The organism is Bradyrhizobium sp. SZCCHNPS1003, assembly GCF_032381555.1.
Lineage (GTDB): Bacteria > Pseudomonadota > Alphaproteobacteria > Rhizobiales > Xanthobacteraceae > Bradyrhizobium.
In genome coordinates, this window is the sequence record NZ_JAUHIU010000021.1 from 80244 (window position 1) to 104686 (window position 24443).

Here is a 24443-nt window from a genome sequence, read left to right on the forward strand (position 1 = left end):
GAATATCGCGATGACCGGAACGACCCGATCGAGCCAAGGCCTAGACGACCGTCGCAAGCGGCTCCTGTTCCGCTGCTGGCATCGCGGCACCCGTGAGATGGACCTGATCCTCGGCCGCTTCGCCGATGCCGAGATCGGGAGCCTCTCCGAGAGCGAGCTGGCCGAGCTCGAACAGCTTCTGGAAGTTCCGGACCCGGATTTCTATGCCGCGGTGACCGGCGCCCGGCCGCTGCCGCCGGAGCAGACACCGGCATTGTTCGAGCGCATCAAGGCGTTCCGCGCGGTGGACGCCGATTGATGAAGAGCCCGGTCAAGTCGCCAGCCGAGCATCTCGCGCCGGGGCGCGCGCTGACGCTCGCCAATGTCGCCGAGGGCGCCGAAGGCCTGGTCGTCTCCGATCTCGCGCGGGCGGTCGCGGCCAAGCCGAAGCCGCCGGCGGTCAGCCTCGCCGTGGTCTGTCGCGACGGCAATCGGATGCAGCAGCTGGCGCGGGCGCTCGACTTCTTCGCGCCGGACCTGCCGGTGATGCAGTTCCCGGCCTGGGACTGCCAGCCTTACGATCGCGTCTCGCCGCATGGCGGTATCCTGGCCCAGCGCGTCACCACTCTGGTGCGGTTGTCGCGCCTCGCCGGCAGCGACAAGCCGCTGATCGTGCTGACCACCGTCAACGCCATCGTGCAGCGCGTGCCGGCGCGCGACACCATGGCCGGGCAGGCGCTGTCGGTCGCGCCCGGCCATGTCGTGCCGATGGACTCCGTCGTCGCCTGGCTCGAGCATAACGGCTATCACCGCTCGTCGACCGTGCGCGAGAGCGGCGAATATGCCGTGCGCGGCGGCATTCTCGACCTGTTTCCCGCCGGCCTCGACCAACCGGTGCGCTTCGACTTTTTCGGCGACAGCCTGGAATCGATCCGCACCTTCGACGCCGAGACGCAGCGCACCTTGCTCGACATGCGCTCGCTCGACCTTGTGCCCGTCTCTGAATTCCAGCTCGTCACCGACACCATCCGCCGCTTCCGCATGGGCTATGTCGCCGAGTTCGGCGCGCCGGAGCGCGATGACGCGCTGTACGAGGCCGTCAGCGAAGGCCGCCGCTATCCCGGCATGGAGCACTGGCTGCCGCTGTTCCATGACAAGATGGAGACCTTGTTCGACTATCTGCCGAACACACCCATCGTGATCGAGCCGCAGGGCGAGGACGCCGCGCGCGAGCGCTTCAAGCAGATTATCGACTATTACGACGCGCGCCGCGAGGCGATGGAGCATCCCGGCGGCGGTGCGATCTACAAGCCTTTGACGGTTGACCGGCTGTATCTGACGTCGTCGGAGTGGGCTGAACGGCTCGCCGCCGTCCCGCTGGCGCGGGTGACGCCATTCGCGGTGCCGGAGAGCACCGGCGTCGTCGACATCGGCGCGCGGCAGGGCCGCAATTTCGCGCCCGAGCGCAACGATTCCGCCGTCAACGTGTTCGAGGCAGTTGTCGCCCACGTGCAGGCATTACAATCGGTGCGCAAGAAGGTCGTGATCGCGCTGTGGAGCGAAGGCTCGCGCGACCGCATGGCCAGCATGCTGAAGGACCACAAGCTGATCCACGTCACCAGCGTCAACACCTGGCGCGTGGTGCAGGCGACGCCGCGCAACGAGACCATGCTCGCGGTGCTCGGCCTGGAGACCGGCTTCGAGACCGACCAGATCGCCGTCATCTCCGAGCAGGACATTCTCGGCGACCGCCTGGTGCGGCCGCGCCGGGCGAGCCGCAAGCTCGACAACTTCATCTCGGAGGTGACGAGCCTCGCGATCGGCGACATCGTGGTCCATGTCGATCACGGCATCGGCCGTTTCGTCGGGCTGCAGACGCTCGAGGTCGCCGGCGCGCCGCATGATTGTCTCGAACTGCGCTATGCCGGCGAGACCAAGCTGTATCTGCCGGTCGAGAACATCGAGCTGTTGTCGCGCTACGGCTCCGACCAGACCAATGTCGAGCTCGACAAGCTCGGCGGCTCCGGCTGGCAGACGCGCAAGGCCAAGCTGAAGAACCGCATCCGCGAGATGGCCGGCGAGCTGATCAAGATCGCCGCCGAGCGCATGCTGCACGAGGCACCGAAGCTGCCGGTGCAGGCTGGCCTCTATGACGAGTTCTGCGCCCGCTTCCCCTATGACGAGACCGAGGACCAGCTCGCCGCGATCCAGGCGACGCTCGCCGATCTCGAAGCGGGACGTCCGATGGACCGGCTGGTCTGCGGCGACGTCGGCTTCGGCAAGACCGAGGTGGCGCTACGCGCCGCCTTTGCCGTCGCGCTCGACGGCAAGCAGGTCGCAGTCGTCGTGCCGACCACGCTGCTCGCGCGCCAGCATGCAAAGACTTTCGCTGAGCGCTTCAAGGGCTTTCCGGTCAACGTCGCGCAGGCCTCGCGTCTCGTCTCGACCAAGGAACTCAATCAGGTCAAGAAGGGCCTCGCCGACGGCTCGGTCGACATCGTCGTCGGCACCCACGCGCTGCTCGGCAAGGCGATCAAGTTCCGCGATCTCGGCCTCGTCATCGTCGACGAGGAGCAGCATTTCGGCGTCAGCCACAAGGAGCGGCTGAAGCAGCTGCGCGCCGAGGTGCATGTGCTGACCCTGTCGGCGACGCCGATCCCGCGCACCTTGCAGCTCGCACTCACCGGCGTGCGCGAGCTGTCGATCATCGCCTCGCCGCCAGTCGATCGTCTCGCCGTTCGCACCTTCGTCGCGCCGCACGACCCCGTGATGATCCGCGAGGCCCTGCTGCGTGAGCGCTATCGCGGCGGTCAGGCGTTCTACGTCGTGCCGCGCATCGACGATCTCGCCGAGGTCAAGGAGTTCCTCGACAAGACCGTGCCGGAGATGAAGGTCGCCGTCGCGCACGGCCAGATGGCGCCGACCGTGATCGAGGACATCATCGGGGCGTTCTACGACGGCAAGTTCGACATCCTGCTGTCGACCACGATCGTCGAATCCGGCCTCGACATTCCCCGCGCCAACACGCTGATCGTGCACCGTGCCGACATGTTCGGCCTTGCCCAGCTCTATCAGCTGCGCGGCCGCGTCGGCCGCTCCAAGCTGCGCGCTTATGCGCTGTTCACCCTGCCGTCGACGCACAAGATCAGCCCACTGGCCGAAAAGCGCCTGGGCGTGCTGCAGTCGCTGGAGACGCTGGGGGCCGGCTTCCAGCTCGCCAGCCACGACCTCGACATCCGAGGCGCCGGCAACCTCCTCGGCGACGAGCAGTCCGGCCACATCAGGGAGGTCGGCTTCGAGCTCTATCAGTCGATGCTGGAGGAGGCGATCGAGAACCTCAAGGCGGGCATCACCGAGCCGACCGTCGACCGCTGGTCGCCGCAGATCACGATCGGCATGCCCGTGCTGATCCCCGAGGACTACGTCTCCGACCTCTCGGTGCGACTGTCGCTGTACCGCCGGCTCGCCGATCTCGAGACCGACGACGAGATCGACAACTTCGCGGCCGAGCTGCGCGACCGCTTCGGCAAGCTGCCGGACGAAACGCGCTATCTGTTCAAGGTCGCCGCGATCAAGAACTACTGCCGCAGGGCCAATGTCGAGAAGGTCGATGCCGGCCCGAAGGGCGCGGTCATCGCCTTCCGCGACAACAGCTTCGCCTATCCCGATCGTCTCGTCGCCTTCATCAAGCGCCACGGCCAGGCCGCCAAGGTGCGCCCCGACATGAAGGTCGTGTTCCTGCAGGTCTGGGAGACGCCCGAGGAGCGGCTCGCCGGCACCACCGATATCCTGAAGGAACTCGCCGACCTCGCGGAGAAGAAGAAGGCGGCGTAGCGGAATGGAGCGTTAGCGAAGCATCCAGCCGAAATGCAACGCAAGGCTGGCGATCGTGAAGACTGAGACGATCGCGATCACGCTGATCCAGTCGGTCTGATCGCGAGATTGTCTGTTCTGCATCGCAACGCTCCGCTTCACAAGACGCCACACGCCCCGTCCGATGATCAGATCAGAGGAGTGAGGCGAATGCGCGATCTGAAGATGTACGTGTTTGGTTGAGATCGTGGCCAAGCCGACGTTCCGTCATTGCGAGCGAAGCGGAGCAATCCAGAAGCCACGCCAGAATTCCGGATTGCTTCGTCGCTTTGCTCCTCGTGACGTGCCCCCACCAAATTAGGCCAGTTTGAACTGGAATTTTCCACTTATGATCCCCACCCGGGACGGAGGAGAGTTCCATGAAGGCATCGAAGTTTTCGGAGGCGCAGATCGCTTTTGTTTTGAAGCAGGCTGAGGATGGCGTGGCGGTTGCGGAGGTGTGTCGCAAGGCGGGGATCAGCCAGGCGACCTATTTCAACTGGAAGAAGAAGTATGCGGGCCTGATGCCATCGGAGATGAAGCGGCTGCGCCAGCTCGAGGAAGAGAATGCCAAGCTGAAGCGGATCGTCGCCGACCTGTCCCTGGATAAGGCGATGCTTCAGGATGTACTCTCAAAAAAGCTCTGAGGCCTGGCCGCAAGCGCGAGCTTGTCGACAAGGTGCGACACGACTGGAAGGTCTCGATCAGGCGAGCCTGTTCGACGCTTCGGATTGATCGCGCACTGTACGTCTACAAGTCCAAGCGCGGCGACCAGGCCGCCCTCAAGAATCGGATCAAGGACGTCTGCCAGACACGGGTGAGGTACGGGTATCGCCGCGTCCACGTCCTGCTGCAACGTGACGGTTGGGCCGTCAACGTCAAGCGCGTCTATCGTCTCTATAGGGAATTAGGCCTGCAACTGCGCAATAAAACGCCGAGGCGTCGCGTCAAGGCCAAGCTGCGCGAGGACCGTACCGACGCGTGTCAGATCAACGAGACCTGGGCGATGGATTTCGTTCACGATCAGCTCGCCACCGGTCGCAAGATCCGGGTTCTTACGATCGTCGATACCTTCAGTCGCTTTTCACCAGCTGTCGATCCGCGCTTCAGCTATCGAGGCGAGGACGTCGTGCTGACCTTGGAACGCGTCTGCAAGTCTGTTGGCTACCCCAAGACGATTCGCGTCGATCAGGGGGCGGAGTTCATCTCCCGCGATCTCGACATCTGGGCTTACCAGAAGAATGTTATTCTCGACTTCTCCAGACCAGGCAAGCCGACCGACAACAGCTTCATTGAATCCTTCAATGGCAAGTTTCGAAACGAGTGCCTGAACACGCACTGGTTCCTGAGCCTTGACGACGCCCGGCAGAAAATGGAGGATTGGCGTAGAGACTACAACGAGGTCCGGCCACATAGCGCGATCGGCAACAAGCCGCCGATTTCGCTGTTGACTGGCTCACCGGCGCCCCCGCCGGCACGAGCCTAACCCCGGAAAATTCCAGCATCGGCTGGCCTAGTTTCGGGGAGCACTTCAAGACCCAACAGGACTCCAAATGCTCCTGGATGAAACTTCGGTGGCAGGTCAGTTGCAGAACACGGCGGGCCTGCGATGCCCGCCCGTATCGGCACCATGCGAGCGCTAGCTAAGCCCGGCTCGAACGCGTGTGCAACCTTGAGATGGTCGCACGAGTCCCTAAAGAGGATTAATGTTTCGCAGATCTTTATCAACGAGATCAGTTTCGCAGATCTTTATCAACGAGATCAGTTTCGCAGATCTTCAAGAAGATCAAAGGTCAGTTGTGGGGGGCGATCCAACTGCCTGGTCCAGGCATCGACGATGTCCGATCCACGATCACTATCGCCGGAGATAAATTTCCGCCGAGGCATTAGCTATGCCAGCGGTCTGGTCGCAATTGGACTGATCTATTTCGCCCTGGCAAAAGGTGGCCTTGCTCTCGCCTCTATTCATCCCAGTGCAACGCCAATTTGGCCACCGACAGGTGTCGCGCTGGCGGCGGTGCTGTTGTGGGGATATCGGACTTGGCCCGCAATTTTCACGGCGGCGGTGATCGCCAATGCGGCGACCGCCGGCTCGGTTGCCACCGCAATTGCGATTGCGACCGGCAACTCTCTTGAAGCCGTTGTTGGCGTTTACCTCATCAATCGATGGTCGAGCGGATGTAATACGTTTTCGACGCCAAATTCTGTCGCGAAGTTTACCCTGATTTGCCTCGTGATCGCGACACCGATCAGCGCCACCATTGGACTGTCCAGCCTGGCAACCGCCGGGTACATCGAACGGACGAATTTCGCAAACGCCTGGGTCACTTGGTGGCTGGGAGATGTGACCGGCGCGCTGGTCATTGCCCCCGTTATCGTGCTTTGGGCATCAAGCCCCTTCCATGCTTTCAACCGCAAGGAATTTTTGGAGACGGTCGGCGTCCTCGCAACAGCGGCGGCTGTTGGACTCATTGCTTTCAGCCCCCTGATCGAGCAAACGCCGAGCCGAAATCCACTGGGTTTTCTTGCGATCCTGCCAATGTTGTGGGCGGCGCTGCGCCGCGGTCCACGTGACACTGCAACGGTTGCGCTGGTGCTTGCGGGGATCACGATTTGGGGGACGCTCACGGGCGGCGGCCCCTTCACGACCGTGGATCTCAACGTTTCATTCCTGCTGGTATTGATGTTCTTGATCAGTATTACCGTTCCAAGTTTGTTACTGAGCGCCGACGTCGAGGTGCGCAAGAAAGCGGAGGAAAGTCTGCGCCACGCGCACATGGAACTCGAACGGAAGGTCGCAGAACGTACGCAAGAGCTGGAGCTCGCCAATGCAGCAAAATCGCGTTTTCTTGCCATGGCAAGCCATGATTTGCGGCAGCCATTACATGCACTAGGCCTGTTCGTTGCGCAGCTGCGCACGCCGCTCAAATCGGGGGAAAGGACAAAGACGATCGAGCGGATCGATGCAACGCGCAAAGAAATGGATGAAATGTTCAACTCGCTCCTGGATATTTCCAGGCTCGATGCTGGAATCCTTACACCCAAAATTACCGAATTCCCGATCGCGCGCTTGTTGCAAACAATTGAGACTACGTTTGATCAGGCAACGCGAGAAAAAGGCTTGCGTCTACGCGTTCGGCGAAGTGATGCCTGGGTGCGGAGCGACGCCATGCTGCTCGAACGCATACTGCTCAATCTGGTATCCAATGCTGTGCGCTATACGTTACGGGGCGGGATCATCGTCGGATGTCGTCGGCGCGGTGAAATGTTGCGTATCGAAGTATGGGATAGCGGTCCCGGCATTCCTGAGGATCAGAAGCAGAATATCTTTGGCGAGTTTTTTCAACTACCCGGTCCAGAACGGAACCGGTACGGCGGCCTGGGGCTCGGCCTGGCTATTGTCGACAGGCTTCGCGTACTTCTCAACCATCAAGTCGACTTATCTTCGACTGTGGGCCGAGGTTCGCGATTCGCAATCCTGATTCCGATGGCCGACAAATGCGTCACGTCCACGGAGCCCGTCGACTCACCTCGCCCCGCAGTCGTCGCGGTCGAAGGTAAGGTAATTCTTGTTATTGCCGATGCTCCAATTGTGCGAGAGGAGACGGGCGGATTGCTTGGCAAATGGGGATACTCCGTCCTTACCGCCGGATCCGACGAAGCTGCGCTTATCCGACTGGCTGAGCGCCAACAACGCCTCGATCTTATAATCTCGGATTATCATCTTGCGAGCGGAAAGACCGGGATCCGAGCAATTGAACAAATTAGTGCGGCGTTTGGCTCATCAATTCCAGCTATCCTCACCAGCGGCGATACGGCACCCGAACCATTACGTGACGCTAAGGATAGAGGGTACATTTTGCTGCACAAACCTGTCGACCCAATGCGGCTCCGCGCTGTCATGCAAGAGTTCTTGAGGGATCAAGACGATAGGAGAGACACCGGGGCGGCGTTATGAATCAGATTTCGGCGACAATTCCCAGCCCATTTTTCCGACTTTTATTACTGCCTCGGTGCGACTCGTTACATTGAGTGCCTTGAGAACGACCGTGATGTGGTTCTTCACTGTCGGCACGGCCATATCGAGGGTCTTGGCAATGATCTTGTTGCTTTTTCCCTTCATCAGGAGCGCAAGCACTTCAATCTGCCGATCGGTCAACCCGAGACCCTTGGGAGAGTCGCGCGCCGCTAGCTTATTTGTAAGCCGCGGAGACGTTGGTTCCTCAAGAATCTCCGAGGGAATGTAAATGCCGCCAGAAAACACCAACTTGATGGCGTTGAGCATGACCTCACGTTCGGTAGTTTTCGGGATGAAACCCAGAGCGCCAAGTTTGAAAGCGCGCTTGACTGTATCTTGATCATCCGAGGACGAGAGCATGACGATAGCAATGGTCGCATAGCGGTCACGCAGTTCGCGGAGGACAGAGAAGCCATCTCGATCAGGCAAATTGATATCAAGCAAAATGAGGCTGATGTCAGGATGTTCCTCGACTATGTGCACTGCCTCACGGCCGCTCGAAGCTTCAAAAATGACGGAGTCTCGCTTCAGTTGTTTCACGACAGCGTGCAACGCCTCGCGGATTAATGCATGATCGTCGACAATAAGAACTTTCATAAAAGCTCTCCGTCATCTCATTGCACGGAGATCCAACTTAAAAAACATACACCCACCTTCGGGTCTTTGGCGAGGAAGAAGCTGGCGGAAGACTGGCTCCCGATACCGTCCATCCACCATCATCCTTGGCCCAACCAGCGGTTCGCCGCCGGGCACTCAAGGTAGGAGCCGAATGCCGTTGTGTGGTGTAATTGTAATCACCTCACGGTAGGAGCGCGAGTACGGACCACGAAAGTCGTGGGACTCAGAGTCTCCTTCGCCTGTAGGCAAAGGTGATTGATGCCGAGATCTGTACGGTACCTTGATCATAGGACCTAGGAACCTCTCTCTGTGGACCTCCGGCTGATTTACGCGCTGTGCCGTTTGAACGATGATCGTCAAACTCACGCGCCAGCAGGTTCTACCAAGCGCCGCCATATGATCGTTATCGTAATAGCGTTCGTGGCGGGGTCGGCGTGAAGCAGATCTAGATTGCGCGTTGTCACGATCCGGCAGCGCGGCGGTGACTTTTTGTCAAATTCGGTCCCTCTTGAAGCGTGCTCGTACGCGGGACGGGGCAATCAGATGCATGATCGAACTGCCGACCTGAAGCCATCGGTAGGCGCGTTGCCGGAGCTGAAAGGCTACGGCCGCGATTTGCGCATTGATGCCTGCCGCGGCATCGCGCTCTGGTGCATCTTTCTTGATCATGTCCCCAACAACATCGGGAGCTGGCTGACGCTGCGGAACTACGGCTTCAGCGATGCCGCGGAAGTGTTTATGTTCGTGTCGGGCGTAACCTGCACGTTGGCCTACGGCAAGGCATGGCGCTGCGGGGGCTGGACCGGCGTGATCGGCCGGACGCTGTGGCGAAGCTGGGATATTTATGTCGCATTTCTGCTGCTCACGCTCGCCTGCGCCATCATGGTTCACCTCGCAGGCGGCGGCCGTCTTGCCGACGAGAGCAATACGCGCATTCTGTTGGAACAGCCGGGCGTGACGCTCGCGCACGCGGCGATCCTGCAATACTGCCCCGTCAACACCGACGTCTTGCCGCTCTTCGTGCTCTATCACCTTTTGTTCGCGCCGCTGCTGTGGCTGCTGCTGCGAGCGCCGAACGCAACGCTCGGCGCGTCGCTGTTGCTTTACGCACTGGTGCACGTCTTCGGCTGGAGCATCCCGGCATGGCCGAACGGCCACTGGGCCTTCAATCCGCTGGCGTGGCAGCTGCTGGTCGTGCTTGGCGTGTGGTGGATGATCGAAGACAAGAGAGCCCGGCCATGGGTGACCTCAGGCACCGCGCTTGTGGCTGCCGCTCTCTATCTGGTGTTCAGCCTCATCATCGCATTGAGCTGGAGCATCAAACCGCTGGAAGCGCTGGTCCCGCAGGCGCTGCTGACGCTGCTTTACCCGATGGACAAATCGAATCTCGATCCATTGCGACTGCTGCATTTCTTGGCCCTTGCGGTTTTGGTGGTATGGTTAGTGCCTCGCAATTGGCGGGGGCTGACGACGGCGATGATGCGCGGCGCCATTCTCTGTGGCCAGAATTCGCTGCCAATCTACTGCCTCGGCGTTCTGCTGACGTTCGCCAGCCGCCTGGCGCTGCTCGGCATCTCGGAGGGGCTGACGATGCAGATCGCGCTCAGTGTTGGTGGCGTCCTGGTGATGATCGTGGCGGCGACGCTGCTGAACTTGATCAAGATCAAGCCGAGGCAGCAGCCGGACGCGAAGCCCGTCGAGCAGACAACCAGGTCTGAGCTGGTCGTCAATCTCAAGCCAGCCAAGGCGCTCGGCGTTGACATTCCGCCCACGTCGCCCGCCTCGGGCCGACGAGGTGGCCGAATAAAGATGCTGTTTGCTCCGGTGCGCGAGTCCGGCTGCGGCGCTGGTCCAGTGCCAGCAATGAGCACGCCTTCGGGCCACCAGCGAAAACTGTGGGTCAGGTCGTGAATTAGATCACAAGGACCGTGGAGCCTGCCCTTTATTCTTCCGGCCATCGTACAGAGGAGCCAAGGCCATGATTTCCCACCCAAGGACCCACAAGGGAGCGGTGCTGATCGCGGCGTGTGTGATGTTTGCCTGCGTAGCGGCATTATTGTCGGTCAACCTGACGTCACCCACTAGCGCCGCGCTCGGCGCTGACTGGCAGTGCAGCCGGCTTGCGCTCGTTATCACGACCTGCACCCATGTGCGTGCACACGAGACCGTTTCAACTGGCGTGCGCAAGCGGACCTGGTACCCGGAATCATAGCTCGGTGATACGGCGGTCTTTGAAGCGGCGTTGCCGGGCCTTTTTCTTGGTCCAGACGTTTCTTGGTCCAGACGTAAGGGCTCAGATCTGACGTTATATGCTTTGATGTAGTGACCTGCCCCTAAGAATTTGCGGCCTATGCCGCCAACCTCACCGCAACGGGCGATCGGCTGCGCAACCCCGACCAGCTCCGCCAATCGCCCGTTGCTGCACCCGCGCCACTCGGCGTAAAATTGACGTGCCCCCACCAAATTAGGCCAGTTTGAACTGGAATTTTCCACTTATGATCCCCACCCGGGACGGAGGAGAGTTCCATGAAGGCATCGAAGTTTTCGGAGGCGCAGATCGCTTTTGTTTTGAAGCAGGCTGAGGATGGCGTGGCGGTTGCGGAGGTGTGTCGCAAGGCGGGGATCAGCCAGGCGACCTATTTCAACTGGAAGAAGAAGTATGCGGGCCTGATGCCATCGGAGATGAAGCGGCTGCGCCAGCTCGAGGAAGAGAATGCCAAGCTGAAGCGGATCGTCGCCGACCTGTCCCTGGATAAGGCGATGCTTCAGGATGTACTCTCAAAAAAGCTCTGAGGCCTGGCCGCAAGCGCGAGCTTGTCGACAAGGTGCGACACGACTGGAAGGTCTCGATCAGGCGAGCCTGTTCGACGCTTCGGATTGATCGCGCACTGTACGTCTACAAGTCCAAGCGCGGCGACCAGGCCGCCCTCAAGAATCGGATCAAGGACGTCTGCCAGACACGGGTGAGGTACGGGTATCGCCGCGTCCACGTCCTGCTGCAACGTGACGGTTGGGCCGTCAACGTCAAGCGCGTCTATCGTCTCTATAGGGAATTAGGCCTGCAACTGCGCAATAAAACGCCGAGGCGTCGCGTCAAGGCCAAGCTGCGCGAGGACCGTACCGACGCGTGTCAGATCAACGAGACCTGGGCGATGGATTTCGTTCACGATCAGCTCGCCACCGGTCGCAAGATCCGGGTTCTTACGATCGTCGATACCTTCAGTCGCTTTTCACCAGCTGTCGATCCGCGCTTCAGCTATCGAGGCGAGGACGTCGTGCTGACCTTGGAACGCGTCTGCAAGTCTGTTGGCTACCCCAAGACGATTCGCGTCGATCAGGGGGCGGAGTTCATCTCCCGCGATCTCGACATCTGGGCTTACCAGAAGAATGTTATTCTCGACTTCTCCAGACCAGGCAAGCCGACCGACAACAGCTTCATTGAATCCTTCAATGGCAAGTTTCGAAACGAGTGCCTGAACACGCACTGGTTCCTGAGCCTTGACGACGCCCGGCAGAAAATGGAGGATTGGCGTAGAGACTACAACGAGGTCCGGCCACATAGCGCGATCGGCAACAAGCCGCCGATTTCGCTGTTGACTGGCTCACCGGCGCCCCCGCCGGCACGAGCCTAACCCCGGAAAATTCCAGCATCGGCTGGCCTAGTTTCGGGGAGCACTTCAAAATTCAACAGGACTCTAAATGCTACTGGATGAAACTTCGGTGGCAGGTCACTCGCAATGACGCCCGTGACGCAGGCAACATCGTTCTATGAAGCCGCGCGTTGCGCCTCGCCGTAGACGCGGGCCAGCAGGCTTCGGGCGGTATCGCCGGCCTGCAGCGCGGCGACGGTGACCGAAGGCTCCGTGCGCGTATCGCGCTTGCCGTGGGAGGTGTGGCGCATCACGCTGGAGAGGCGGCGCGCGATGGCGTGAGCCGAGCGCAGATCGGTCTCGGCGAACACGACGACGACCGAGCCGTTGTCCTCGTGGGTGCCGAAATCCATCCGCCGCATCAGGCGGCTGATGATGCGGGCGCCGTCATACTGCGCGCGCGGATTGACCGGATCGAACGCGAAGCGGGCGACGGCAAGGCTGCCGCCGTTCTTCTGGGTCTGGCTGACGGCGCTGGCGAAGTCGCGGGCGAACGCGTTGCGGGTGAGCAGGCCGGTCTGCGGATCGAGCATGCCGCCGGCTTCGATGGCGCGCAGCGTGCGGTTGAGGCGGGCCTCGAAGGCGTGCTGGCGGATCAAGGGCAGCGCGCTGGCCGCGATGTGCGCGGGAGCGCCGGCGATGATCTCGAGATTGGCGAGTTCCTGCAGCGGTGCCGGCTGGTTGGCGGTGACGACCACGGCGAGGTTGCGGAAGCGAGTGTCCTCGGCAAGGACGGCGAGGAACGCATCGACCACGCGCGGCGAAAAACCTTCGCCGAGCACGATCCCGTCGATGTCGCGGCTCGACAGATGCTTCGCGGCGGCTTCGATGCTCAGCGCGCCGACCACGGCCATGCGCTCGCCGAGCGCAACCGAGAGGCCGGGCAGAGAGGTGCCGCGGCCGAGCAGTAGCACAGTCGCATCATCGAGCGGGTCTGTTTCCGGCAGCGCGGCGTCGGGCGTCTTCTTCTCGTCGAGACGGCGCAACACGGTGGTGTGCAGCGTGCGGACACGCAGGGCGGCGCGCAATCGCGCCAGCAGCCGTTCGTGGTTGTCGCTGTCCTGCAGGGGAAGAGCGTGATCGGGCAGGGTTGCGTCACCCGGCGTGATTGCGATCAGCGGCACGTAGGGCTTTCGCGCGCCGATATGACGCGAGAGCGCCGCAAGCTCGGCCGCATCAGCGCCCTCCATCACGGCCACCACTGCGGCCGGCTGCACCTTGGACATCGCGCTCAGCGCATCGGTCCAGCGCGTTTCGACGGAGGGGAGAATCTGCGCCGCCGCGAGGGCAGCCGTCAGCGAAGGCCGCGTGGAAGGAGAGACGATGAGAAGCGGGCCTTGTGGGGACATCCAGGAAACTCAGGATACGCTGATGACAACGTGCGATCCTAGGTCGCTCCCGTTAACGCGGCGTCAACACTGTTCCGAGCGCACCGGTTCCGCTGTCAGAGTGCGCGCCTTTCTCGCGGGCGCACCGGATCGACGACCTGGCCAACGCGGCAATATCAGCCGCCCGAGCTGGCGCGATCGCGGAAGGCCTCGACCATCAGCGGATTGAGGCCGAGTTCGGCGAGCGCTTCCCGTGCGCGCGCATTGTCCATCGCGCGGCCCGCGAGGCGGTGACCGCTGAGACGGTCGGGCAGAGCGGTGAGCAGCGCGCCTTGGCCGAGCCGCCGTGACCATTCGTGCAGATCTTGCGCGAGGAAGCGGTAGCCGCCCACGGCCATCACGCCTGCCGGCGGCGCCGTGATCGAGATCGTGTCCTGGGCGCGGTCGAAACGCACGGCGTATTCGGTGTCGACGTAGTCGCGCGGCGCTGCCGGCAGCAGCGAGTCGCTTGGCGGCGGCGGTGGCGCGTAGGCGGCCAGCACGACCATGGGCCCACGCAGTCCGAGCGTGCCCTTCGGCGTCACCAGGATCTCGCCGGCGATCGACGAGCCCGGCTGTTCGCGCGGCGCGCCCTGGCGTCCCGGTTTGACCGGGCCCGGGCTGCCGTCGGCCGCGGTGCGGCGCACCGCGAACAGGCCGGCTTCGCCGAACAGATAGACATCGGTGAGCTCGATGTCGCGCGTCTTCCACGATGCGCTCGACGCGACCTGCTCGGGAGCGCGCCACAGGCCGAGCACATAGCGCAGGTTCGGCAGCCGCGCGGCGAGGTCGCCCTCGTCGAGACGCAAGGCGAGTTGGGCCGGGGCGATCAGCGTATCGCAGGCCAGCTCCGCGAGCTGCTGTTCCAGCGCATCGGCGTCGAACGGGTGATGCAGCGCAAGGGTGCCGCCGGACAACAGCCATGTCACGACCGAAGCGGCGAGACCGGCGAATGACGACGGCAGGAAGGCCGACATCATGTTCACGCCCTGCGGCAGATCGCTCTCGAGCGAGACGGCGAGCCCGCCGGCGATCAGGCTCAAATGGGTGCGCGGGACGGCGCGGAAGCCGTCGGCGGTCACGTCGAACGAGACGATCGCGGCCTTGCGGCCGTCCGGCATCATCCCGCGCGTCGAACGCGAGGGTTTTGCGATCGACTGGTCCAGCGAATACATGCCCTCCGGCAGGTCGGAGCCGAAGCCGCAGACGTGGCGGATCGAGAACGCCTCCGCCGCCGCGTTCATCGCGAGATCGGAGTGGATCACGCCGTCGATCTTCGACATCGTGACGATGGCGCGCGCGCTGGTGCGGTTCAGCGCCGCCACGAGCTCCGACTGACGCCACAGCAGCGGGAACACGGCGACCACGAGGCCGGCGCGATGCGCGGCCAGCACCGTCAGCACGAACTCGATGGTGTTGGGCAGTTGGACCGCGATCACCGAATGAGCGGGCAGGCCGGCGTCGATGAAATGCGCCGCCAGCGCAGAGATCACGCGATCGGCTTCGGCATAGGTCAGGCGCATCGGCGGCCGCCCGGCGACGCGCTGCTTGTTGATCGGATCGACCAGCGCAACCGCATCCGGCTTGCGCGCCAGGATGCGTTGAAACAACGCGTCGAGCGTCGGCGACGTATTGGCCTGATTCACCTGTTGCCCCGTACTTTCACGGACCCGGCCACGACCAATTGCCCCGATTGGTCACTTCTGTGCCGGCTCCGGCCGCTGCCACCAGCTCTCCGGGAGCGCTCCCGTCAAAGCCGTCCTCTTTGGCCGTTCTATACGATTCCACCGAGCAATCCATTCCTCGGCGGCATTGAGCACTGGAATAGCGTAGAACCCCGCCATCAGGGTACGGTCCAATGCGCGAACCGTCGAGATAAATTCCGGCCTGTCGCGGGCGCGCAACAGCGCCGCGATCATGGCGTCGATCGCAGGATCCTTGGCGCCCATGTAGTTGCGGGTTCCGGTGCGGTCGGCGGCCTCGCTGCCCCAATAGAACGCCTGCTCGTTGCCGGGAGACAGCGACTGGTCCCAGCGGTTCTGGATCATGTCGAACTCGAAGCTCAGGCGGCGCTGGTCGAACTGCACGGGATCGACGACCCTGATCGAAGCATTGATGCCGGCCCGCTTGAGACTGCCGGCGTAAGCCAGTGCAATACGCTCCTGATCGCGCGTCGTGACCAGGATCTCGAAGGCGAGGGGGGCCCGCGTCGTCCGATGCCGCAAGACCGTCCCGTCGAAGCCATAGCCAGCCTCGTTCAGCAGATCGAGCGCCGCCTTCAGCGTTGCGCGGTCGCGGCCGGACCCGTTGGTGATCGGCAGGCGGTAGCTGCCGTCCAGGATGTCGGCGGGGATCTGCGCGGCGTACGGCTTCAACAGCTCGAGCTCGGCCGCATCGGCTGGACGTCCATAGGCCGAAAGCTCGGATCCGGCGAAATAGCCGCCGCTGCGGCGGTACAGCCCGAAGAAGTAGTTGCGGTTGATCCATTCGAAATCGAACAGCAGCGTCAGCGCACGGCGCACCTTCACGTCGGCGAACACCGGCCGCCGCGTGTTGAACACCAGGAACTGCGAGGGCTGCGGCATCCCCGAGGTGAAGCTGTCGCGGATGACCTCGCCATTGCGCGCGGCCGGGAAATCGTACCCGTCGTGCCAGCGCAGCGGCTCGGTCTCGACGCGGAAGTCGTACAGCCCGCGTTTGAAGGCTTCGAACTGTCCATTGGACTCGCGGTAGTAATCGAGCCTGATCTCGTCGAAGTTCCACAATCCGCGGTTGACCGGCAGGTCGCGTCCCCAATAGTCCGGATTGCGGGTGAGGGTGACGCTGGATCCCGGCTGCACCGCGGTGACACGATACGGGCCTGACCCGAGCGGCGCGGTCATCGTCGTGTCCTCGAAGCTCGCCACGTCCGTCGCGTGCTTCGCCAGAATGGGCATCAGGCCGAGGATCAGCGACAGCTCGCGGTCCTCGGCGCCGCCGAAATCGAACCGGATGGTCAGCGGGTCGAGCACGTCGGCCCTGGCGACCTTGCCGTAGAACTGCCGGTGGTTGGGGCGGCCGTGATCGCGCAGCAGCGCAAAGGAGAACGCGACGTCCTCGGCAAGCACCGGGCTGCCGTCGGAGAAGCGGGCACGCGGGTCGAGCCGGAAGGTGACATAGGTTCTGTTCTCGTCGGTCTCGACGGTTTTCGCCAGCAGGCCATACAGCGTGAACGGCTCGTCATTGCCGCGAGTGAGCAGGCTCTCGACCACATAGCTGCGGATTTGTTGCACCGCGATGCCGCGGACGATGAACGGGTTCAGGCTATCGAAGGTGCCGAGCAGTCCCCAGACCAGACGACCGCCCTTGGGCGCGTCGGGATTCGCGTACGCCATGTGGTCGAAGTCGGCGGGCAAGGCTGGGTGACCATGCATGGCGATCGCCGCAGTTTCTGCCGCGTTCGCCGTGGGAGTGTAGACCGCGGGCAACAATGCCAGGATCACGGCGGCCCATCTCGCGGCCGCGCTGAATATGCGCTGCAGCATCAGGATCGGGGCGCAAGCATTTGATTCGGAACAGGTCACAAGGGGCTTTTACCACAGGCTCGCCAGCGCTAGACCGCGGCTTCGACATGGTCTCGCGGCATTGATTCTTCCGCGCACCGCGTTAAGAAGGCGGGCGATTGAGTGAGGGCGGCAACGCCTGTCACTTAACCGCCTCATTTCCTGAGGAGACAGCCGCTTCAACGGCTTGGTGTGGCGCCTTTGGCGGTCTCGGGCGCTGCCGTTCAGAAAGGGTTTTCCGCAATGAATTTCCGTGACTTGGCCTCGTCGGTTGGGCCGCGTGGGCGGCTCGTCGCGCTGCTCGCGGTCACCGCGCTGGCCGTTTCCTTCGCTCCTTCGGTTGCGCAGGCTCAAGCGCCGAAGGCGAAGGCTCCGGCTGCCGCTCCCAAGGCTCCCGCTCCGGCCGCTCAGGCCCCTGCAACTCCTCCCGCCGGCGGCCAGCCTCAGGCCCAGGCTCAGCAGGAGATGCCGCAGCTGATCTACGCGCCGTGGACCAAGTTCTGCCTGAAGGGGCAGGATGCCAACGCCAAGCAGGTCTGCTTCATCGGCAAGGACGGCCGCATCGAATCCGGTCAGCCTGTGGTTGCAGCCGTCATCATCGAGCCTGAAGGCGAGCCGAAGAAGATCCTGCGCGTGACGCTGCCGCTCGGCATGCAGCTCCAGCCCGGAACCCGCATCGTCATCGACAACAACCAGTTCATGGAAGGCAAATACGTCATCTGCTTCCAGAACGGCTGCATGTCGGACTACGAAGCCACGCCTGAGTTCGTGAACAACCTGAAGAAGGGCCAGACCCTGTTTGTCCAGGCGATCAACTCGAACGGCACCGCGCTGACGCTGCCGCTGCCGCTGCAGGAAGGCAACAGCAGCTTCGCCAAAGCCTATGATGGCCCGCCGACCGACCCGAAGCAGTTCGAGGAGACCCAGAAGAAGCTGCAGGAAGAGCTGCAGAAGCGCGCCGAGGAGCAGCGCAAGAAGCTCGAGCAGACCCAGCCAGGCCAGCCGCAGGCGAAGCAGTAACGCCGGTCGGGTCCATTCCGCAAAATCAAGGGCGCTCCACTCGGAGCGCCTTTTTCGTTCTGCGAACGGATGTGAGGGGAACTTGCGCGCCGGGACCAAAGATCAAGCCTGCGCCGACGGCGCTGGGTTGAAACCCTCCGGTCGACAGGTCAGTTCATCAGCGGATTGCGCGGACGATAGCCGCCCGACTTGTCCTTGATGAAGATCTCCGCAACCTGGGAATGGCGGATCGGCTCGCCGGACTCGTCGGGAACCAGGTTCTGCTCGGAGACATAGGCGACGTATTCGGATTCCGCGTTCTCGGCCAGCAGGTGATAAAATGGCTGGTCCTTGTGCGGACGGACCTCCTCGGGAATCGACAACCACCATTCCTCGGTGTTGTTGAACTCCGGATCGATGTCAAAAATCACGCCCCGGAACGAGAACACCCGATGCCGGACGATCTGGCCGATCTGAAACTTGGCAGTTCGCGCTTTGATCATCCCAGTCGAATAGACCAGGATGGGGAGCGATGCTAGTGCCCCGCGGGCGGATTTGATCTAGACCAATCCGATTCGCGTCAAGCCGCGACGCCCCCGCATTCCAGGCCCTTCCCAGGCCCCCCAGGGGTCATCCTCCGAGCCCATGTTCGACATTCTCAACCTGGCCCTGCCTTATTTCGGCGTCGTTTTCATAGGCTTCGCCTGCGGTAAGTGGAGGAGGCTGCCCGAAGCCGGGCTCGCCTGGATGAACTTCTTCCTGCTCTACGTCTCGCTGCCCGCCTTGATGTTCAACCTCATCGCGCGTACACCGTTCACGGAGCTGAGCAACCCTCCCTTCCTGGTTGCAACGACGCTTGCCACCATGCTCACCTTCGCCCTGGCGCTCGTGCTCGGCAAGGCCATCGGGCGGCTGTCGCTGCGCGAGGCGACCATGGCCGGGCTCGCGGGTGGCTACGGCAATATCGGCTATATGGGGCCGGGGCTGGCGCTGGCCGTGCTCGGGACTAAGGCGGCGGCGCCGACCGCGCTGATCTTCTGCTGCGACAGCATCTTCCTGTTCTCGATCGTGCCGCTGCTCGTCGAACTGACCGAGCGCGACCACGCCTCGGTGGCGCATGCGCTGCGCACCGTGCTGCGCCAGATCCTGCAGAACCCGCTGATCATGGCGACGGCAGCCGGCATCCTGGCGGCCGCATTTCAGCTGCATCCGCCGACGGTGCTCGATCGCACCCTGCAGTTCCTGCAGAACGCCGCTGCGCCGACGGCGCTGTTCGCGCTCGGCGTGACCGTGGCGCTGCGCCCGTTCGAGCGGCTGCCCTGGGAGGTGCCGGTCCTGACCGTGGTGAAGCTCGTCGTCCACCCGCTGCTGTCGTTCGGGCTGATGCTGCTGTTCGGGCCGTTCGCGCAGCCCTGGGCGGCGACCGCGGTGCTGATGGCGGCGCTGCCGCCGGCGCTCAATGTGTTCGTAATCGCGCGCCAGAATGACAGCTGGATCGAGCCGGCCTCATCGGCGGTGCTGATCGGCACCTTCGCCTCGGTGATCACCCTGACCAGCGTGATGTGGCTGATCCAGACTGGTCGGCTGGTGTTTCCCTGACGGTGCTCAACCGGCCCTGCGCGTGGCTCTCCATGACGGCGCCAGGCCCTCGCGCATCGCGAGCCGCCGCAGCGGGCCGATGCCGCCGATCAGGTGCATGCCGACGGCGCGCAGCGACTGCATCGGCAGGAGATCGCTGAGCAGCGAGCGGTTGGCGACATCGATGGCGAAGGTGCGGCTCAGGATGTCGGCGCGGCGCGCCGCACCATAGCGCGCGAGCACCTGCGGCGCACCGATATCCTCGCCGGCCGCATTGGCCTTGCGCACGACATCGGCGATGTCGATGCCGTCGCGCAGGCCGAGGTTCAGTCCCTGGGCACCGATCGGCGGCACCACATGCGCGGCCTCGCCGACCAGGACGATGCGGTTTTGCGCGTAGCGCAGGGGCCGCTCGATCGCGAGCGGAAACACATGGCGGCCCGGCTCGACGCGAACGCGGCCGAAGATCGAATGCGACTGCCGCTCGGCCGCTGCCGACAGGGCATCGTCGTCGAGCGCGAACAGCCGGTCGGCCTCCTTCGGGGCTGCGACCCAGACGACGCTGGAGCGATCGCCCGGCAGCGGCACGAACACGCAAGGTCCCTGCGGCGTGTGGAATTCCGTCGACACGTTGTGATGCGGCCGTGCATGGGTGATGTTGAAGGTCAGCGCCGACTGCTGCAGCGTGCGCCGGCTCACGCCGATGCCGGCGGCCTCGCGGCACAGCGAATGCCGGCCGTCGGCGCCGATCACGAGCCGCGCCGTCAGCACGCGGCCCGATGCGCTGGTGACGGTCACCGCATCGGCATCGCTGCGGACGCTTTCCGCATCCTCGGCGATCCGCATCAGGCCGTCGATCTCGCCGGCGCGTTGTTCCAGCGCCTCGACCAGGACGGCATTGGCGACGTTGTAGCCGAACACGTCGAGACCGATCTCGTCGGCGACGAAGCGCACCTCCGGGGCCCGGATCAGCCGGCCGGTATCGTCGACCAGCCGCATCGCCTTCAGGCCGGCGGCGCGGTCACGGCACGATGACCAGACGCCGATCTCGTCGAGGAAATCGACCGAGCCGCCGAGCAGGGCGGTGGTGCGGTTGTCTGCATACGGGGCCTTGCGGGCCACGAGCGCCGTCCGCGCCCCGGTCTGCGACAAGGCAACGGCGGCGGCGAGCCCGGCGGGCCCGCCGCCGACGACGATGACATCAAAGCTGGCGTCTGTGTTGCTCATGCGGGAACATTTGACGTTCCTGCGGGGCTTTTTCAAGAGTATTGCGTGAGCCTGCGCGGCGCATCGCCGCAACGGCGGATATGCAATTGGCTCCGATTCCTGATAGCACTGGCGCTGCATGGATCAGTTGAGACCAGAGAGCAGGGTGGCCGCAACGCCCGCCCATCGCGCCGCGGCGTTCTCGGTGCACGTCTTCACCGCGCTCGGTGCGGGCGTCGCGCTGCTCGCGCTGCTCGAGGCCGTGCGCGAGCATTGGACTGCGATGTTCTGGTGGCTCGGCGTCGCGCTCGTCATCGACGGCATCGACGGGCCGCTGGCGCGTCGGCTCGACGTCGTCCATGTGCAGCCGGACTGGTCGGGCGACGTGCTCGATCTGGTAGTGGATTTCACGACCTATGTGTTCGTGCCGGCCTACGCCATCACCGCCAGCGGGATGCTGCTGCCGCTCGCCGCGCCGGTCATCGGCGTCGGCATCGCCGTCACCGGCGCGCTGTATTTCGCCGATCGCCGCATGAAGAGCGACGACAATCATTTTCGCGGCTTTCCGGGACTCTGGAATATCGCGGCATTCTACCTGTTCCTGCTGCATCCCTCGCCATCGTTGGCGACCTTGGGGCTCGCGGCCCTGATCGCGCTGACCTTCGTCCCATTCCATGTCATCCACCCGGTGCGCGTCGAACGGCTGCGCTGGCTGACGCTGCCGCTGGTCGCGCTCTGGGGCGTCCTGGTCATCGATGTGCTGGGAAACAACTTCGCCGTGGACCCGATCGTGACGACGCTGTTGTGCGCGATCGCCCTCTACATCGTCGCGAGCGACTCCGCGATCCGCCTGTTGAGATCCTTGAAAGCATGATCGACCTTCTGACCAGTCCCGAAGCGTGGGCGGCGCTGCTCACCCTGACCGCCCTCGAGATCGTTCTCGGCATCGACAACGTCATCTTCCTGTCGGTGATCACCTCGCGCATCCCGCAGCCGCAGGCGACACGCGCCCGGCAGGTCGGGCTGGCGCTGGCCTTGATCTTCCGCATCGTGCTGCTCAGCGTGCTGGTCTGGCTGATCGGGCTGACGCAGCCGGTGCTCACGATCGGCGGCGTCGGCTTCTCCTGGCGCGACATCATCCTGATCGCCGGCGGCTTGTTCCTGATCGCCAAGGCCACGCATGAGATCCATGCCGAGGTCGAGGCGCGTGAGGACGGCGGGTCGCAGGGCGGCGGCACCAACAAGTTCTTCTGGGTGATCGTGCAGATCATCGTCATCGATCTCGTGTTCTCGCTGGACTCGATCATCACGGCGATCGGCATGGCCCAGGATCTCGAGATCATGATCGCCGCCGTCATCATCGCCATGGTCATCATGTACGTGTCCTCCGGACCGGTCGCTCGCTTCGTGGCGAACCATCCGACCACCAAGATGCTGGCGCTCGCTTTCCTGCTCCTGATCGGCGTCGCGCTGGTCGCCGACGGCTTCAAGTTCCACATCCCGCGCGGCTACATCTACTTCGCGATCGTCTTTGCGCTGGCGGTCGAAGCCTTCAACGTGATGGCCTCGCGCAACCGCAGGAAGCGCAACGCCTGACAGGTGCCGAGTTGACAAGGCCGTCGTGATCGCCTTCGCTTTTGCCGCCGGCAGCGCCCGATGCACGGCCGGAGTCCGGCTCCTTCAACGGAGCCGGATGTCCGATGAGAATCAGGTAAGTGTCGAAAGTTCTTTCGCCGGATTCTCGGACGCGGCGATGGAGAGTCCGAAGGGAGATGGCGGGATGACCAAGGCGGTGCGCGTGCACAAGGTGGGAGGCCCCGAGGTGCTCGTCTATGAGCCGGTCGACGTCGCCGCGCCCGGCCCCGGCGAGGTCCGCATCCGCCAGCACGCGATCGGCCTGAACTTCATCGACGTGTACTACCGCACCGGACTGTACAAGGCGCCCGGCCTGCCGTTCATCACCGGCAACGAGGCGGCAGGCGAGGTGATCGCCGTAGGGCCGGGCGTCACGAATTTTCATCCCGGCGACCGCGTCGCCTACTACGAAAATCTGGGCGGCTACGCGACCGAGCGCAATATCGCTTGGCAGCGCCTGGTCAAGCTGCCCGACCACATCACCTATGAGCAGGGCGCGGTGCTGATGCTCAAGGGACTGACGGTCTGGTATCTGCTGCACAAGACGTTCAAGGTCGAGCCGCACCATCGCGTGCTGATCCACGCTGCCGCCGGCGGCATCGGCCTGCTGGCCTGCCAGTGGGCGCGCGCGCTCGGCGCGCACGTCATCGGCACCGTCGGCTCCAAGGCGAAGGCCGATCTCGCCCTGGCCAATGGCTGCGACCACGTCATCCTCTACAACGAGGAGGACTTCGTCGCACGGGTCAAGCAGATCAGCCGCGGTGAATTGTGCGACGTGGTCTATGACGGGGTCGGCAAGTCGACCTTCCCCGGCTCGTTGTCCTGCTTGAAGCCGCGCGGTCTGTTCGTCAGCTTCGGCAATGCCTCGGGTCCGGTGCCGCCATTCTCGATCGCCGAGCTCAACAGCCATGGCTCTCTGTTCGCGACCCGGCCGAAGCTCAACGACTACATCGGCAAACGGTCCGAGTTGCTGGAGGGCGCCGACACGCTGTTCTCAGCGGTGATCAGCGGCAAGCTGCACGTGCAGATCAATCACGCCTATGCGCTGAAGGATGCGGGCCGGGCGCACGCCGATCTCGAAAGCCGCGCCACGACCGGGGCCTCGATCCTCAAGCCATAGGCGCTTGGCGATCGGGATCTGCCGCTAGAATTCGTCCCGGATCGAAGCGCCACCAGCCGAAGCCCGGCTCCAGAGCACCGCGTCCGTCTGCGCTGCCGTCGTCGACGCCTCGATCCGCGCCGGCGCGAGGCTGTCTTGTCCGTCGCGCCAGGCGCGCTCGCGCTCGGGGTCGTCGAGCGCCAGAACGAGACCCTGATTGAGCTCATAGAGGCCAGCGGCGAGTCCTGCGCTGTCGAGCGCTTCCCTGAGCGAATCCTGCACCAGGGCGCGCAGAGCGACGTGTGGCGCCGAGACCGGCACGTCCACCTCGCGGCCGGCCATGGCCTGCGCGCAGGCGCGCCGGTCGAACGAGGCATGGCCGCGGCAGGCGAGCGGACGCGCGGGATGGATGATGCAGCCGCCGCGCACGACGAATGGGCAAGGCTGGCGCAGCTTCATTCGCTCGGTCTCGCCCAAGCCGCGCGTCGCGCGGTTGGCGAGCTTGATCCGGCGTGACAGCGAGCCGAGCGCGGTTGCCGGCATGCGCTGATCGATCTGCCGGGCGTAGCGCGCGAGCAGGAAGATCTCCGGTGCCGTCGCCGTCACGCGCAGCGCGCAACAGGAGGGGCAGCCCTTGGCGCAGGCGAGGGCGGGCAGATGCGCCGTCTGGGCGTGGATGTTGGCTTCGAACAGATCGAAGGCGCGGTCGGCGAGCATGTCTACCAGGTTCTGCGAGGCCCGCCCGGACGCCAGCAGCGCGCTGAAGACACGTCGCAGTTCGCTGAAAGCTGCTTCGCTCAATGTTGTCCCCCGACGCCCGCACGAACCAAAACGTCAGCGACCGCGGCGCACCCGGCGCACCGCGGTCGACAAGGATGAGGCAGAGAGGACGCCCGCTGC

19 protein-coding genes are annotated in these 24443 nt (G+C 63.6%); 11 read left to right on the forward strand and 8 right to left on the reverse strand.

What is annotated here, in order from left to right; genetic code table 11:
• Window positions 1–10: 10 nt before the first annotated feature.
• Both QX126_RS28585 and mfd read left to right on the forward strand, forming a co-directional pair.
• Complete coding sequence (locus QX126_RS28585; RefSeq protein WP_315737904.1) at window positions 11–298, forward strand: succinate dehydrogenase assembly factor 2; 288 nt, start codon at window positions 11–13, stop codon at window positions 296–298.
• The gene (gene mfd / locus QX126_RS28590) at window positions 298–3813 is read left to right on the forward strand and encodes a transcription-repair coupling factor (protein WP_315785363.1); all 3516 of its coding nucleotides are present in this window, start codon (window positions 298–300) and stop codon (window positions 3811–3813) included. Before QX126_RS28585 ends, mfd begins: the two co-directional genes overlap by 1 nt.
• 12 nt (window positions 3814–3825) lie before the next feature.
• On the opposite strand, the gene QX126_RS28595 is transcribed toward mfd, so the two are convergent.
• The gene (locus QX126_RS28595; protein WP_315785366.1) at window positions 3826–4047 is read right to left on the reverse strand and encodes a hypothetical protein; all 222 of its coding nucleotides are present in this window, start codon (window positions 4045–4047) and stop codon (window positions 3826–3828) included.
• 164 nt (window positions 4048–4211) lie between these two features.
• On the opposite strand from QX126_RS28595, the gene QX126_RS28600 reads away from it, so the two are divergent.
• Together QX126_RS28600 and QX126_RS28605 are read left to right on the forward strand one after the other, a co-directional pair.
• Window positions 4212–5317, forward strand: a protein-coding gene (locus QX126_RS28600; RefSeq protein ID WP_315785369.1) for an IS3 family transposase whose coding sequence is annotated in 2 segments (ribosomal slippage) — window positions 4212–4464 and window positions 4464–5317 — 1107 coding nt in all. Because the reading frame shifts where the segments join, the coding sequence is not laid out codon by codon here.
• A gap of 351 nt (window positions 5318–5668) precedes the next feature.
• Window positions 5669–7789, forward strand: a complete 2121-nt coding sequence (locus tag QX126_RS28605) for an MASE1 domain-containing protein (RefSeq protein WP_315785372.1) — start codon at window positions 5669–5671, stop codon at window positions 7787–7789.
• Here the strand turns inward: QX126_RS28605 and QX126_RS28610 are convergent.
• On the reverse strand, window positions 7784–8446 hold the full coding sequence (locus tag QX126_RS28610; protein ID WP_315785375.1) for a response regulator transcription factor: 663 nt from the start codon (window positions 8444–8446) through the stop codon (window positions 7784–7786). The genes QX126_RS28605 and QX126_RS28610 overlap by 6 nt on opposite strands.
• Window positions 8447–8917: 471 nt before the next feature.
• Here QX126_RS28610 and opgC point away from each other — a divergent pair, with 471 nt between their 5' ends.
• Both opgC and QX126_RS28620 read left to right on the forward strand, forming a co-directional pair.
• Window positions 8918–10378: an OpgC domain-containing protein gene (gene opgC / locus QX126_RS28615; RefSeq protein WP_315785378.1), complete on the forward strand. Its 1461-nt coding sequence runs from the start codon at window positions 8918–8920 to the stop codon at window positions 10376–10378.
• Between the two features lie 615 nt (window positions 10379–10993).
• Window positions 10994–12099, forward strand: a protein-coding gene (locus QX126_RS28620) for an IS3 family transposase (RefSeq protein WP_315785369.1) whose coding sequence is annotated in 2 segments (ribosomal slippage) — window positions 10994–11246 and window positions 11246–12099 — 1107 coding nt in all. Because the reading frame shifts where the segments join, the coding sequence is not laid out codon by codon here.
• Window positions 12100–12233: 134 nt separating this feature from the next.
• Here QX126_RS28620 and QX126_RS28625 read toward each other — a convergent pair.
• The 3 genes from QX126_RS28625 to QX126_RS28635 all read right to left on the reverse strand — a co-directional run bounded on the left by QX126_RS28625 (window position 12234) and on the right by QX126_RS28635 (window position 17008).
• Entirely contained in the window at window positions 12234–13466 is a 1233-nt protein-coding gene (locus QX126_RS28625; RefSeq protein WP_315785381.1) for a GGDEF domain-containing protein, read from the reverse strand.
• Window positions 13467–13621: 155 nt separating this feature from the next.
• Entirely contained in the window at window positions 13622–15130 is a 1509-nt protein-coding gene (locus QX126_RS28630) for a class I adenylate-forming enzyme family protein (RefSeq protein ID WP_315737910.1), read from the reverse strand.
• Window positions 15131–15181: 51 nt separating this feature from the next.
• A complete protein-coding gene (locus tag QX126_RS28635) occupies window positions 15182–17008 on the reverse strand; it encodes an extracellular solute-binding protein (RefSeq protein ID WP_315785383.1) in 1827 nt (608 codons plus the stop codon).
• Window positions 17009–17269: 261 nt separating this feature from the next.
• On the opposite strand from QX126_RS28635, the gene QX126_RS28640 reads away from it, so the two are divergent.
• The gene (locus QX126_RS28640; RefSeq protein ID WP_315757443.1) at window positions 17270–18046 is read left to right on the forward strand and encodes an invasion associated locus B family protein; all 777 of its coding nucleotides are present in this window, start codon (window positions 17270–17272) and stop codon (window positions 18044–18046) included.
• Between the two features lie 149 nt (window positions 18047–18195).
• Here QX126_RS28640 and hspQ read toward each other — a convergent pair whose 3' ends face one another.
• Complete coding sequence (gene hspQ, locus QX126_RS28645; RefSeq protein WP_315711998.1) at window positions 18196–18528, reverse strand: heat shock protein HspQ; 333 nt, start codon at window positions 18526–18528, stop codon at window positions 18196–18198.
• Between the two features lie 142 nt (window positions 18529–18670).
• Between hspQ and QX126_RS28650 the strand changes: the two genes are divergently transcribed.
• Window positions 18671–19624 carry an AEC family transporter gene (locus QX126_RS28650; RefSeq protein ID WP_315737913.1) on the forward strand — a complete coding sequence of 318 codons (954 nt, stop codon included), beginning with the start codon at window positions 18671–18673 and terminating at the stop codon, window positions 19622–19624.
• A gap of 6 nt (window positions 19625–19630) precedes the next feature.
• On the opposite strand, the gene QX126_RS28655 is transcribed toward QX126_RS28650, so the two are convergent.
• Window positions 19631–20830 (reverse strand): UbiH/UbiF family hydroxylase, encoded by a 1200-nt coding sequence (locus QX126_RS28655; RefSeq protein WP_315772113.1) that lies wholly within the window; start codon window positions 20828–20830, stop codon window positions 19631–19633.
• Window positions 20831–20948: 118 nt separating this feature from the next.
• Between QX126_RS28655 and pcsA the strand changes: the two genes are divergently transcribed.
• The 3 genes from pcsA to QX126_RS28670 all read left to right on the forward strand — a co-directional run bounded on the left by pcsA (window position 20949) and on the right by QX126_RS28670 (window position 23564).
• Complete coding sequence (pcsA, locus tag QX126_RS28660) at window positions 20949–21683, forward strand: phosphatidylcholine synthase (RefSeq protein ID WP_315785386.1); 735 nt, start codon at window positions 20949–20951, stop codon at window positions 21681–21683.
• A complete protein-coding gene (locus tag QX126_RS28665) occupies window positions 21680–22405 on the forward strand; it encodes a TerC family protein (protein ID WP_315737916.1) in 726 nt (241 codons plus the stop codon). Before pcsA ends, QX126_RS28665 begins: the two co-directional genes overlap by 4 nt.
• A 184-nt stretch (window positions 22406–22589) precedes the next feature.
• Window positions 22590–23564 (forward strand): quinone oxidoreductase, encoded by a 975-nt coding sequence (locus QX126_RS28670; RefSeq protein ID WP_315772107.1) that lies wholly within the window; start codon window positions 22590–22592, stop codon window positions 23562–23564.
• Between the two features lie 24 nt (window positions 23565–23588).
• On the opposite strand, the gene QX126_RS28675 is transcribed toward QX126_RS28670, so the two are convergent.
• Entirely contained in the window at window positions 23589–24344 is a 756-nt protein-coding gene (locus QX126_RS28675; protein WP_315785388.1) for a hypothetical protein, read from the reverse strand.
• Between the last annotated feature and the right edge of the window lie 99 nt (window positions 24345–24443).